The organism is Orbus hercynius (genome assembly GCF_003634275.1).
In the GTDB taxonomy this organism is placed as follows: Bacteria; Pseudomonadota; Gammaproteobacteria; order Enterobacterales; family Orbaceae; genus Orbus; species Orbus hercynius.
This window is the reverse complement of sequence record NZ_RBWY01000002.1, coordinates 410,382-424,838: the sequence shown is the minus strand read 5'-3', so window position 1 is coordinate 424,838 and position 14,457 is coordinate 410,382. Positions and strand designations below refer to the sequence as shown.

Annotated in this window: 9 protein-coding genes; all 9 read right to left on the bottom strand. The window is 40.6% G+C overall.

All coding sequences use genetic code 11. The features are described from left to right. Window positions 1–8: 8 nt before the first annotated feature. Window positions 9–1,361, bottom strand: coding sequence for a type VI secretion system baseplate subunit TssK (tssK, locus tag DES39_RS07555; protein ID WP_121145168.1), 1,353 nt, complete (start codon window positions 1,359–1,361; stop codon window positions 9–11). 96 nt (window positions 1,362–1,457) lie between these two features. Then, window positions 1,458–2,987: a type VI secretion system contractile sheath large subunit gene (gene tssC, locus DES39_RS07550; RefSeq protein ID WP_121145167.1), complete on the bottom strand. Its 1,530-nt coding sequence runs from the start codon at window positions 2,985–2,987 to the stop codon at window positions 1,458–1,460. Between the two features lie 74 nt (window positions 2,988–3,061). Beyond that, a complete protein-coding gene (tssB, locus tag DES39_RS07545; RefSeq protein ID WP_121145166.1) occupies window positions 3,062–3,565 on the bottom strand; it encodes a type VI secretion system contractile sheath small subunit in 504 nt (167 codons plus the stop codon). Window positions 3,566–3,787: 222 nt separating this feature from the next. Further along, the gene (locus DES39_RS07540) at window positions 3,788–4,462 is read right to left on the bottom strand and encodes a helix-turn-helix transcriptional regulator (RefSeq protein WP_121145165.1); all 675 of its coding nucleotides are present in this window, start codon (window positions 4,460–4,462) and stop codon (window positions 3,788–3,790) included. A gap of 176 nt (window positions 4,463–4,638) precedes the next feature. Further along, window positions 4,639–6,051 carry an FAD-dependent oxidoreductase gene (locus DES39_RS07535; protein ID WP_121145164.1) on the bottom strand — a complete coding sequence of 471 codons (1,413 nt, stop codon included), beginning with the start codon at window positions 6,049–6,051 and terminating at the stop codon, window positions 4,639–4,641. Between the two features lie 13 nt (window positions 6,052–6,064). Beyond that, complete coding sequence (gene gltB / locus DES39_RS07530) at window positions 6,065–10,522, bottom strand: glutamate synthase large subunit (RefSeq protein ID WP_121145163.1); 4,458 nt, start codon at window positions 10,520–10,522, stop codon at window positions 6,065–6,067. Between the two features lie 307 nt (window positions 10,523–10,829). Next, window positions 10,830–11,705 carry a hypothetical protein gene (locus tag DES39_RS07525; protein WP_121145162.1) on the bottom strand — a complete coding sequence of 292 codons (876 nt, stop codon included), beginning with the start codon at window positions 11,703–11,705 and terminating at the stop codon, window positions 10,830–10,832. Between the two features lie 5 nt (window positions 11,706–11,710). Next, on the bottom strand, window positions 11,711–12,793 hold the full coding sequence (locus DES39_RS07520) for a GNAT family N-acetyltransferase (protein ID WP_121145161.1): 1,083 nt from the start codon (window positions 12,791–12,793) through the stop codon (window positions 11,711–11,713). Between the two features lie 145 nt (window positions 12,794–12,938). After that, the gene (locus tag DES39_RS07515; RefSeq protein WP_121145160.1) at window positions 12,939–14,345 is read right to left on the bottom strand and encodes an aspartate aminotransferase family protein; all 1,407 of its coding nucleotides are present in this window, start codon (window positions 14,343–14,345) and stop codon (window positions 12,939–12,941) included. Window positions 14,346–14,457: the final 112 nt, after the last annotated feature.

Below are 14,457 nucleotides of genomic sequence, written 5' to 3'. Positions count from 1 at the left end.
TTTTGATCCTATGAACGCAATACAGCAAAGAGTTCTAATGCGATATCTGGCATTGCCCGCGGTACGTAAAATTCACAGCATCGACTTAATAACATATTTTGAGCCGTTTTATGCGATAAATCTAAGGCAAAATATTGATTTTCAAGGCGCATTGGAATCGCCGCGGGCACATGACTAAGCGCCTTAATTGGTATGCCCGATAGCGCCGAATGAATAATTTGACGCACATCATCAGGCGCGCCCGCTTTACATAAAATAGGGAATTGTGACTGTAACTGGTGCGCAGGTAAGCTTGAACGCACCGATAAGTAAAAATCAGCATCTTCAACTAAGCGACCATCATTGAGTCGCCCTGTCCACAAGGTATCTTTATCATGGACGAGATCAATTTTAATTACGCGTGATGGTAAGCTCTCTTCCAAAATATTACGCGTTAATTCAAATAATGGCGGAAAGACCGCATTCAAATTATGATGTTGATACGCTGGAATTTCGTCAACATCATGGGCTAATGAAAAGGTCAGTAACGCCCCCGTCAACGCGACTAGTTTTTGGTATAAATTTTCCGGATGTAGTGTTGGATTATCACGCAAAAATTTTAATTGTGGCTCAAAACTGTTTAACGCATTGAGCAGCCAGAATAATGACACATCGGCAACGGCAAACTCGGCCATTTGTTGATTACGCTCATGGCGCATACTCATCAATCGTTGACGTTTTGCTTGTATTTGGATACACAATAATTCTAACTCTTTTAATAAAGAACCACTTTGTGTATATAAGTTCAGTGATGGCGGTAAATATTGATTATCAACCACAAATCGCCCATTAAGATCACGTTTCAATTTCGCGATAGGGCAGGTCAAATACTCGCTGTGATCTTCAAAATCAAATAAAAAACTTAACGCATAGCGTTCAACGGCAATTGTTTGTGCACCATTGCCCAGTAGGTCTTTCACTTCAACCCATTCTTGGCGATAACGCATCGGTCTTTCGATATGCTGCTCATCAAAAGCACAATTTTGCCCATTGGCTTGCAGCAGTGGTAGGCCAATATAAACGGTAATCTCATCTAATACTGGGGGAATATCTGCCGCTAAATTTCGGGTAATAGGAAGACGATCCGATATATCGGTATCAATTAACGAGCCATCTAAAAAGCGCAAACTCAATGTTTGCAAACTTAAACGATCTGCGGTTAATGCTTGCTCATCAAGTTGTAAACGCTCAACGCCCCAAGGATTACCAAGATACAATTTAGCAAGATGTTGTTTGCTATATGTTTCCCATAGCGATTGTTGTTGAAATTGTTCAGGCGTCAAAAATACGCCTTCATTCCACAAAGGACGATATATTTTCATTCTTCTAATTAGCTCCAGCTAAGATTGTAACGGCAAAAAACTTACACAACGTTTGTTTAAAGCTGTGGCGAGCTGCCACAGCTATTAATTAAAGCGTTATGCTTTTGCCTTCGGCATTTGCGATACCATTGATAAATTAATATCCATACCTTCTATTTGGAAATGAGGAACTAAAAAGGTTTTTACTCTAAAGAAGCCTGGATTATCATCAATATCTTCTACAATCACTTGTGCTTGACGTAATGGATGTGATGCTTGTACTTCATCACTTGGATCAGTCATTTCAGTGACCAGATTATTGATCCATTTATTTAATTCTAACTCCAATACGCGACGATCTTTTGTCGCACCAATATTTTCGCGTTGAATAACTTTGAGATAATGCGCAATACGAGAGAGTAAGAAAATATACGGTAAACGTGAGTTAATACGGCTGTTTGCCGTCGCTTCTTTGGTATCATAAAGAGCCGGTTTTTGCGCTGAGTTTGCAGAGAAGAAACACGCATAATCACGATTCTTATAAAACGATAGTGGAATGAAACCTAAGTTAGCAAATTCAAATTCACGCGTTTCTGGAATCAACACTTCTGTTGGAATTTTAACTTGGTTGCCGGTGCCTAAATCATAAAGGTGAATAGGTAGGTCTTCAACTAAGCCGCCCGCTTGAGGTCCGCGAATTTGCACACACCAACCGTTACGCACAAAGCTTTGCACCATATTTGCAGCAAACGCAAATGACGCATTAGCCCACAGGTAACGCTCGTGATCGGGGCCTTTTACCTCTTCAACATAGTTAAAGCTACGCACTGGCACAGTTTCAGGTCCATAAGGTAAACGTGCAAGCACTCTTGGTAGGGTTAAGCCAACATAACGAGAATCGTCTGTTTCTCTAAAGCTGTTCCATTTGGTGTATTCAGCACGATCAAAGTAGTTCGCAATATCTTTAATTGCGGCTACTTCTTCCATCGACTCTTTACCAAAGAATTTAGGCCCTACAGAAGCAACAAATGGCATATGCGCCGCTGCGGCTACTTTTGACACATTACGTAATAGCGCAATATCTTGCGGGCCGCGATCAAACTCATAGTTAGAAATTGTCACGCCAAGTGGTTCACCGCCCGGTGTGTCGTATTCTTGAATATAAGTATGACGGTAAAAACCAGTTTGGTTAACTTCAGGCGCATCTTCAAAATCTTGACGTAATGCATCTTTAGACACATCAAGTAGCTCAATTTTGACATTACGGCGAAAATCGGTACGATCGACTAAGAATTTTAGTCCACGCCATGTTGATTCGATTTCCTGAAAAACAGGGTGGTGCATAATGGCATCAAGCTGACGACTTAATTTTTGGTCGATTTGGCTAATATGGTAATCTAGCAGATGTTTATCCAATTTTTCAACTTTTTGCGATGAATCTTGAATCATCTTTAATAAGATATTCACCGCCATCGTGACGCGTTCATCAGTTGAAGATTCAGATAGCACATCATTATCTTCGTACTTATCCATGTCTTTCGCTTTCGCGACAGTATTTAAATTAATTTTATTAAATAGAGACTGATATACACTACTTGCATCTTGAGTGACAGCCTGTGCTGAGCTCGATTCTTTTTGTACTGGCATTGTATTCTTTCCTTATTATGTTCGCTTTAATCAATGCGATAAAGCAATCCTATTCTTCTTTCTTATTGATAAAACTACGCTTTATCGCCTTCGGCAACAATTGCTTCTAATTCAGCGCGCAGTTCATCAGAAAGTTGTTCATTTTTGACAATTTTTTCTAACTCATGACGGAATGTCGCGTTATCCATTAAATTAGATTTAAGATCACGCAATAAATTACGCATTGCAAGTAAAGAACGTAATTGAGGAATTTTTTTAGCAACTTGCTCAGGCGTGAAATCTTTGATTGATTGGAAATCAAGATTAATATTCACTTCAGAACCGTCATCAGCTAAAGTATTTGCAACTGAGATCGTGGCTTGTGGATTTAACTCTTTCAATACTGAATCAAAGTTATTTTTGTTAATAGATAGTTTTTCTTTTTCAGCTAATGGCCGATTGTCTTTACCATAACTATAATCACCCATTGCCAGAATTTTTAAAGGTAGTTCAACTTTCTTCTGAGCTCCACCTGTATGGAGGTCTAACTGGATATTAACACGGGAGGCGGGTACTTCATTTTGATAGCTGTTTGACATATCTATTCCTTTTCAATATAAAATCAATTAGTTACAACAACCCTATAGTGATTCTACTCTGAAACTGATTATGTAAACAACTGTACTAAAGTGCAATTAAATGGCTAATAAGAAGTAATAACGGCGTTTAAAATTTACTATTTTTTTGTTTTTAAAGAAATTAATTTTAGAAAAAAAGGGCATTGTTATAGTAAAACAAATTTATTTAAATTCAATGGTTGATCAAATTACATTCAGCTCTTTGGCCCTCAAAAAAGCTTGTTTCGCCGTTTCTACGTTAAATTTTTCGACGATATTACTCATGTGATATTTAACCGTTCTTTCAGAAATGCCCAACTTTAAAGCAATTTCTCGGTATTTTAAACCACTACATCCCAAGGTTAGGAGTTGTCTTTCTTTTTCGGTGATCATCAAATAAGCTTTATTGCGATAATATTCAAGACTCTTTTTCTCTCGTAAATACAGATCATACAGTTCAAGTAATAATATTTGTAACTCCGCACGTTTTGCATCAAAAAAGGTCATGTCAATCGCACTTGTGCCATCACATAATAAGGTTAGAAATGCTGAGTTGCCCAAAACATCATTAATCGAGAAAGTATAACCGGCTTCGATACCGTGCTGTTTAGCTAATTTACAAAAATCGTGATCTTGACCTTCCATGTACAACATCGATAAACTCCATGCAAAGGGTTTTACTGTTGTACGCGCAAGATTAACGATGGGATCGGTGTAATATAATTTTTGTTTCTGATAAATTGCTAACCACTCTTGGGGATAAGTCGAGAATATTTGCGGTGGGGCTAAATGGCTACGATCAAAAAATAAGTATTGAAAATACTTAATATTTAACGCCGTTAGTTTGCCATACAATTCATTATGAAAATAATTATTCAATCTGGATTAACCTAATTATGATGATTTAAACAAATTATACGAAAGAGATTAGTCATACTAGCGTTATTAAGAAATAATGTAAAGAACTTATAATTTCCGATGGACTGAATTAATATTGTTAATAAATGCCACCGAATAAAGTGGCATTTTTACAATAATAGGATTAAACGCAGATATTATATTTCCAAATAATCCAATATGCCTTCCGCCGCTTTACGACCTTCCGCAATAGCCGTCACCACCAAATCAGAACCTCGCACGGCATCACCGCCCGCAAAAATTTTAGGATTAGACGTTTGATAAGCATTGCTTTCGGCTGCAATAATTCGGCCCTGTTTATCGAGTTGTACTTGATGCTCAGCTAACCAAGGCATGCTGTGTGGCTTGAACCCAAATGCCATAATCACCGCATCAGCTGCTAACACAAATTCAGATCCCTCAATCACAACCGGCGCACGTCGCCCGTTGCTGTCAGCTTCACCTAATTGCGTTTTGACCATTTTAACGCCGGTAACTTGACCATCTTGATCAATATCAATGCTCAATGGTTGCACATTGAATAAAAAGTCAGCCCCTTCTTCGCGGGCATTTTTTACTTCCCGTTTAGACCCGGGCATATTAGCTTCATCGCGGCGATAAGCACACGTCACGCGAAGGGCGCCCTGACGAATAGAAGTGCGTACACAGTCCATTGCCGTATCCCCCCCCCCTAATACCACAACATGTTTGTTTTTCATATCGACATACTTAGCATCGTCTTGCTGGGCATGCTGCATAATGTGTTTAGTATTGGCGATTAAAAAAGGTAAAGCTTCATAAACTCCTTTTGCATCTTCATTTTCCAAACCACCACGCATCGATTGATAAGTACCTGTGCCAATAAACACCGCATCAAATTCATCGATTAACTCCTGCAAGCTGACATCTTTACCAACTTCAGTATTTAAACGGAACTCAATGCCCATGTCAGTAAAAATATGACGTCGATTAATCAACACCTCTTTATCAAGCTTAAATGCCGGAATACCAAAGGTCAACAGCCCGCCTATTTCGGGATGGCGATCAAATACAATCGGTTTGACGCCATTACGAATCAACACATCAGCACACGCAAGTCCTGCTGGGCCTGCTCCAATAATGGCAACGCGCTCACCGGTCATCTCGACATGCGCTAAGTTAGGACGCCAACCTAATTTGAATGCTTCATCGGTAATATAACGTTCAATATTACCAATAGTTACCGCACCAAATTCGCTGTTGAGCGTACAAGAACCTTCACATAACCGATCTTGTGGGCATACTCGACCACAGACTTCTGGCAAACTATTGGTTTGGTGGCAAAGTTCAGCAGCTGCCAAAATATGCCCTTCATTAACTAGCTTTAACCAGTTAGGGATGTAGTTATGAACAGGGCACTTCCACTCACAATACGGATTACCACACGCTAAGCAACGATCGGCCTGCGCAACGGCTTGTGATTGAGAAAATCCTTCATATATTTCAACAAACTCTATTTTCCGAATCTTTAATGATTTTTTCGGCGGATCAATACGCTGTAAATCGATAAACTGATAAACGTTTTGGCTCATTCGCATTTTCTCCTTACTGTGCCAGCACACGCAATTCGGCAGATGACCGACTACGATGCCCTAATAATGCTTTGATATCACTGGATTTAGGTTTTACTAACACAAATTGTTTAGCATATTTTTGCCAGTTACTAAGAATATCCTCAGCACGAGAAGAGTGCGTTAACTGAGCATGTTCGACGATCAAGCCGCGTAAATGTTCTTCATGAATTGGATGATTTGCAACATCAAGCATTTCAACCAACTCTTGGTTAATACGTTGTTTAAGCTCACCATCCTCATTGAGGATATAAGCAAAACCACCCGTCATACCTGCACCAAAATTGACGCCGGTTTTACCCAGTACACAAACAATTCCACTGGTCATATACTCGCAGCCATTATCACCAATCCCTTCAACAACACTAATCGCACCCGAGTTACGTACCGCAAATCGTTCACCGGCTGTGCCGGCCGCAAATAATTTGCCACCTGTCGCACCATATAAGCACGTGTTGCCAATAATGGTTGCTTCATGGCTTAAGAATGCACTACCAACCGGTGGGCAAATCACAATGCGGCCCCCCGCCATGCCTTTACCGACATAGTCATTGGCATCGCCAGTCAACATCAGATCAACACCGCCCGCATTCCAAACCCCGAAGCTTTGCCCCGCTGTGCCATTAAAGTGTAGTTTAATCGGCTCGCTTGCCAGCCCTTGATCGCCATGTTGCTGAGCGATATAACCCGACAAGGTTGCGCCAACAGAGCGATGGGTATTTTGAATATCAAAATGGAATGCTTTAGAGATTTTATTATCCACAGCGTCTTTAGCCTGAGTGATAATGTCGTGATTGAGTACGCCTTTATCGAAAGGATCGTTACGCTGAGTATGATAAATTGCATGACCATCAATGGGCTCTGCTGTTTGTAATAAACTCGACAAGTCCAGTTTCTGCTGCTTAGCCGTTAAACCGTCTAATGCGACTAATAAATCCGTGCGGCCAATCAAGTCAACAATGCGGCTAACACCGAGCTCCGCCATAATCTCGCGTGTTTCACGTGCAATAAAACGGAAATAGTTCATCGCTTTTTCGGGTAAGCCGTGATAATGCTCTCGTCGCAACTTATCATCTTGAGTTGCAACGCCGGTTGCGCAGTTGTTCAAATGACAGATACGTAAGTATTTACAGCCCAATGCCACCATCGGCCCAGTACCAAAACCAAAACTTTCCGCGCCCAAAATCGCGGCTTTGACAATATCTAATCCGGTTTTTAAGCCACCATCAACTTGCAAACGAATTTTATGACGCAACCCGTTAGCAACGAGTGCTTGCTGAGTTTCAACTAATCCCAGTTCCCAAGGCGAACCCGCATATTTGACCGACGTCAGAGGACTTGCGCCAGTGCCACCATCGTAACCAGCAATCGTTATCATATCCGCGTACGCTTTCGCCACACCAGTTGCAATTGTGCCAACGCCCGGCTCAGACACTAATTTGACCGAGATCATCGCTGTTGGATTAATCTGTTTCAAGTCAAAAATCAGCTGCGCTAAATCCTCAATCGAATAAATGTCATGATGCGGTGGCGGGGAAATCAGCGTCACGCCCGGCACCGAAAACCGTAATCGGGCAATATACGGCGTCACTTTATCACCCGGTAGTTGCCCACCTTCACCAGGCTTCGCACCTTGTGCAACCTTGATTTGAATCACATCTGCACTCATCAAATAACTTGGCGTAACACCAAACCGGCCTGAGGCCACTTGCTTAATCCGCGAGACTTTGATGGTATTATAACGTGCCGGATCTTCACCGCCCTCGCCCGAGTTAGAGAATCCGCCTAAGGTATTCATCGCCTCCGCCAACGACTCATGTGCTTCAGGGCTTAATGCCCCAATTGACATCGCCGCCGAGTCAAAGCGAGTAAAAAGTGACTCACTAGACTCAACGTGTTCTAGTGCAATTGCTGCACCAGCTGGTGGGGTTAATTTTAATAAGTCTCTTAAGGTTGTCACTGGCCGAGTATTGACAATATGTGAATACTGTTTGTAGTCATCATAGCTACCACTATTCACCGCTTGTTGTAATGATTGCACAACATCTGGGTTATAAGCATGATATTCGCTGCCATGGACATATTTTAGTAATCCGCCTTGCTCAAGTGGCTTACGTTTTAGCCAGGCGCGTTTAGATAATTCAAACAGATCTTGTTGGAAATCATCAAAATTTGCACCATTAATTCGGCTAGTCACGCCGGGGAAACACATGTTAACCACATCATCATGTAGGCCAACCGCTTCAAACAGCTGTGAACAGCGATATGAAGCAATGGTTGAAATACCCATTTTCGACATGATTTTATACAGACCTTTATTAATCCCATTGCGGAAGTTGAGCATTGCCTGACGATAGGTTTTATTCAGCATCCCTTTATCAATCATCTGCGCTAACGTTTCATAAGCCAAATAAGGATAAATCGCCGTTGCACCAAAGCCAATGAGCACAGCAAACTGATGCGGATCACGGCAGCTCGCCGTTTCCACAATAATATTGGCATCGCAACGTAAGTTTTTTTCAACTAAACGTTGCTGAACTGCACCAACCGCCATCGGTGCAGGAATCGGCAACCGGTCAGCCGCAATGTTTTTATCCGATAAAACCAATAATACCGCGCCTTCACGCACTTTCGTTTCAGCATCACCACACAGTTGCTCAATCGCATCATATAAGCTGCTATCAATCTCATAAGTCATGTCTAATACTTCGCTTTTATAGTATTTGGACTCTAGCGAAGTGAGCTGTTTGAAATCAGAATAGAGCAAAATCGGTGACTTAAACGAGACACGATGGGCTTGCCCTTCTGCTTCTGCAAATACATTCATCTCTCGACCAATACTGGTCGATAATGACATTACGTGGGCTTCACGCAGCGGATCGATAGGTGGATTGGTCACTTGGGCAAATTTTTGCCTGAAGTAATCATAAATAATCCGAGGTCGACTTGATAGCACCGCAAATGGCGTATCATCGCCCATCGATCCGGTTGCTTCTTGACCATTTTCCCCCAGTAGGCGGATCACTTGATCGAGTTCTTCAACAGAATAACTAAACTGTTTTTGGTAGGTTGCAAGTAAAGCGTCATCAAAATTACGTTCACCAAGATGCTCATCTGGCATCGCTTCAAATGGCGTTAGCTGTTTAACATTCTTCTCCATCCACGTTTTATAAGGATGACGTTTTTGTAAATCATTATCCGTTTCACTTGGTGGAATAATGCGGCCAGCGACAGTGTCAATAACCAATAATTGGCCCGGCCCGACCCGGCCTTTTTTAACCACTTCATCAGGTTCGTAATCCCAAATACCAATTTCGGATGCACAGGTAATGAGTCCATCGGTGGTAATCACATAACGAGCTGGGCGTAAACCATTACGATCTAAACTACAAGCGGCATAACGGCCATCAGACATAACTATGCCCGCTGGTCCATCCCATGGCTCCATATGCATAGAATTAAAATCGAAAAATGCCCGTAAGTCATCGTTCATATCGGGATTATTTTGCCAGGCAGGTGGCACAAGCAAACGCATTGCCCGCACAATGTCCATTCCCCCAACTAAAAATAGCTCAAGCATATTATCTAGCGAGCTTGAGTCCGATCCGGTTTCATTGACAAATGGCGCGGCATCTTGCAAGTCCGGAATGAGTGGTGTTCTAAACTTGTAAGAACGTGCTTTCGCCCACTGACGATTACCTTCGATGGTATTAATTTCACCGTTATGCGCTAAATGGCGAAATGGCTGAGCTAAAGGCCACTTAGGAACAGTATTGGTTGAGAAACGTTGATGAAATAAACAGATCGATGACTCCAGACGTAAGTCAGCCAAATCAAGATAAAAGCGTGGTAAATCTTTCGGCATGCACAAGCCTTTATAGATATTGACTTGATTGGAAAAGCTACAGATATAAAAATCAGCATCCAAGACACGCTTTTCAATCCGGCGACGCACCATATATAAGCGGCGCTCTAAATCGATAGTGCTCCAGCCTGCCGGTGCATTGATAAAAACTTGTTCAATTTTAGGTAAAGAGGATAAGGCAATATCACCAAGGACACTGCGATCAATTGGCACTTTACGCCATCCCACTAACGATAATGTCTCTTTACAAAGCTCTTCTTCGACAATATCGCGGCTAATTTGCGCCTGCTTTTCATCTTGGCTTAAAAATAACATACCGACAGCATAATTTGCTGCCAAACGCCAACCTTCATCTTTTGCGACTAAGTGAAAAAAACGATCTGGTTTTTGTAATAATAAACCACACCCATCACCCGTTTTACCATCGGCTAAAATGGCGCCACGATGTTGCATCCTCGCAAGTCCATGAATCGCAGTGCGCACCACTTTGTGGCTCGGTTTGCCTTCTATGTGAGCAATTAAGCCAAAGCCACAGTTATCTTTTTCATGATGCTGGTTATATAACATATCATTGCCTCTTAATCATTTTTTATCTCTACATCAGCTCGCAACAGTAATTCCCCTAAGGCAAAGACCATAAACAAAACAAATGCCACGATATTAGGACAAAAATTAGCGATAAAAGCGATTTTGGTCAAATAAATTCCACTTATAAGTCAATAATTTCATAACAGCATTGTGGGTATTAATAGAATTAATGGATCATCATAAAGCAAATGTACGATGACTGGGAAGAAATGTACTATTTTAGTGCAGAATAAGATCTGATTGTAGCCGCGATATTAAATACCAAATATAGCGGCAGCAAATCGCGTTATTCATTGAGTAATTGTAACAGGTCTAAATTCAGTTGATGTTGCTCTGCCTGCCATTTTGCTAGCTTATTGGCGGGAATTTCAACTTGACCATCAAGTGAACTTAATAAGCGTTTCCATGCAGTCTTATAATGATAAGATGACAACTCACCGGTAATATCACTACCAATAATGTGACTTCCTAGTGCGGCAATCGTATCAATCAAATGATAAGTTTGTAGCTGCCCCTGATCCCAATTGGTTTTGATGATCTCTTCACTTAATACATCTTTATCGATAGACAAGTAAGTCGGCAGCGCCATTTTATCTTGTTGTGCAATAAATGCCGAAATCAGCTCATCGGCCGAATCAAAACAGTGAAAGGCTTTCATAAGCCCGACATATTTTGGCCAATTCACCGGTCGATTTAAGATCCAATAGCTGAGTTTGTTACGATACAACGGCAGTAATCGATTTTCCCAAGCATGAGCGGCACCAATATCACCCGATGAAATGCCCATCACATGAACATGATGGACAAAAGGAAGTTTTGCCACGTGACTAACCCAAGAACCACAGTGAATGCCAAATGGAAAACGCATATTATCTGGGTGATTATCGAATACAACAACTTGTATTGGATTTTTTGCGCTATAATCTTTGGCTAATCGCTCGATCAAAAATAAACTCAAATGATGATAATCACCACTGCCCATCAGTACCGTACCAAGGTTATTAGTCGGTAAATTAGGGGTTAAATAATCCGCTAATTGTTGATAAGCCCGTTTAGCGCAACCAAAACGGATCTGTTCTTGATAAGCCGATAGGTCAATATTTAATGCTCCAGCAATATGACCAACACTATTATCAAAATTAAGAATAATTGGAGTTTTCATTATTATTAACCTTTTTGATTACTTTTGTTGTGTTGCTCTCGCTCTAATAGCAATGAGTCAGTTTCAAAATATTTACTTAATCGAGATAAAACCCATCTTAAAATCGGATTACGAATATGCACAAAATGTTGGGTAAAAGTAAACTTTGCACCTAAACTAGATTTCACTTCTGGATCGGTCCAACCGGCAATATAATATTTTAGCTGCTTATCGAGCATAAACTGTAAATTATAGAACCAGCTAACATAATATAAATTAAAATCATAGGAGTCAGGGTAGACAAATCCTACATATTTATCAACTAACGTCTCATTAACAATAAAACAGATATTATAACCAATTAGCTGATCATTGTGGTAATAGGTAAAAATTACACTATTATTACGCTTATCTTGTAATAGTGTTTGAAAAAATTGCGGACTGAGCAAATCAAAATGGATATCACTTTGTTGGTAGACATTTAAATAAAGCTGATAATAATAATCGAGCTCAGCGTGTTCAAAAAAACACGCATCACCACTATGCTTAATTCTGACATCCAGATCTTTAGCCGCTTTTAACTTACGCCGAAAGTTTTTACGGCGGCTGTAAGATAAGCGAGATAAGTACTCATCGATAGAGGCAAAATCACATGGTACAAATGCTAAAGCCTGTCCTTCTACGGCAATAAACTGCTGTTGTTTCAACTGCTGAGCCAATACAGCACTGGTCGTATTGGCCCTATCATCCAATAATAGCGATTGATTAGGTAAATCTTTAACAATTAAAAAGGCATATTTTTTAGCATAATCTGCCTTTAAAACTTGGGCGATTGTCTGGGCAATCATATCCGATGGTAAGAGTGCATATTCCGATACAGTTGTACCAATAAACGCAGTTTTGAAACAGAGCCATTTACCCCATATACGATAAAGCGGTAACTTCATTAGCTTAGTACGTAATGCAGGCTCCAGAGTTGTTAATAAATCGAACCTAGCCTCAAACATTGGTAGGCCATCAGCCGTCTTCCATGCAATAAAATCGACAGGCGGATTAGCTAAAAAGTTATTAACAAGTTCGTTCGGTTCTAATTGATTTAAATACTGCATGTGAATTCTCAAAATCAGCTAAATGTGAGGCGGTACACGCACTCAATTTATATTCTTACGCCACGTTAAGCAGGCAAGAACAGAGTATAACGGCGGTTATCGTCACAAAAGACTATCTCAGTTATTGAGATAGCCGTATGTTAGATTAAGATTTTTTAGCAAGTGTTAACAATTGATCCAATAATTCGATTGCTTGGTCAATTTCAGGTTTACTGATATGTAGTGATGGTGCAAAGGTGATAACATTTTTGTAATATCCACCCACATCAAGTACTAAGCCCATTTTTTGGCCTTTCCAATCTAAGTTACCCGCAAGTCCAAGATCAAACATTTTATCAAGTAACGGTTTGTTTGGTGTATAACCATCTTCAGTGCAGATTTCCGCACGTAATGCAAGCCCAAGACCATCCACTTCACCGATCTCTTTATGGCGTTTTTCAAGTTCACGTAGACCGTCAAGGAAATAAGCACCTTTATCCATTACCATCGCTTCATAGTCAGTTTCTTGAGTCATTTTCATGACTTCTAAACCTAACGCTGTACCAATTGGGTTGGATGCAAAGGTTGAGTGAGTTGATCCAACTGGGAAGATCGTTGGGTTAATTAACTCTTCACGCGCCCACATTCCGCCTAATGGGTTTAAACCATTGGTTAATGCTTTAGCAAAAACTAACACGTCAGGTTTAACGTCAAAATGTTCAATCGACCATAATTTACCTGTTCGGTAAAAGCCCATTTGAATCTCATCAACAACCATTAAAATACCGTACTGATCAAGAACTTTTTTCAAACCTTTAAAGAAGTTACGTGGTGGAACAACATAACCGCCGGTACCTTGTAATGGCTCAACATAAAATGCCGCGTATTCAGACTGGCTGGCTTTTGGATCCCAAACCCCGTTATATTCTGTTTCAAATAAACGCGCAAATTGATTCACACAGTGATCACCGTATTCTTCTGCAGTCATACCTTTAGGGCGACGGAATGGATAAGGGAAAGGGATAAACATCGCTCTTTCACCAAAATGGCCATAACGACGACGGTAACGGTAACTTGATGTAATTGATGAAGCACCTAATGTACGTCCATGGTAGCCGCCTTCGAAAGCAAACATCAAGCTTTTACCATTTGACGCATTACGCACTAATTTTAATGAGTCTTCGATACACTGTGAACCACCGACGTTAAAGTGAACGCGACCTGGTAAATTAAACTTACGCTCCATATCTTGCGCAATAGTTTTCGCTAATTCAATTTTAGTTGGATGTAAGTACTGGCTTGCACATTGTGGCAAAGTATCGATTTGTTTTTTTAATACATCATCAAGACGTTTATTTGAATAACCAAAATTACATGCGGAGTACCACATTTGTAGATCAAGGTAAGGTTTGCCATCTCGATCGTACATATAACTACCATCACAACCAACAAAAATCTTTGCAGGAGTGGCATAGTGGACAGTGTCACCATAAGAGCAGTATTTAGCTTCATCTGCTAACAATTGTTCATCGCTTGGAAGTTGACTCACTAAGTCAGCGGTTGGTTTACTCATAGTTTTACTCCAAAAATTAAATGAAATTTAGTGTCCGTCGGCATGATAGAGGCAAACAGACAGTAACAGTAGAGCATTAATGTATCATTTGTGTAACATTTTGCCCCAATAA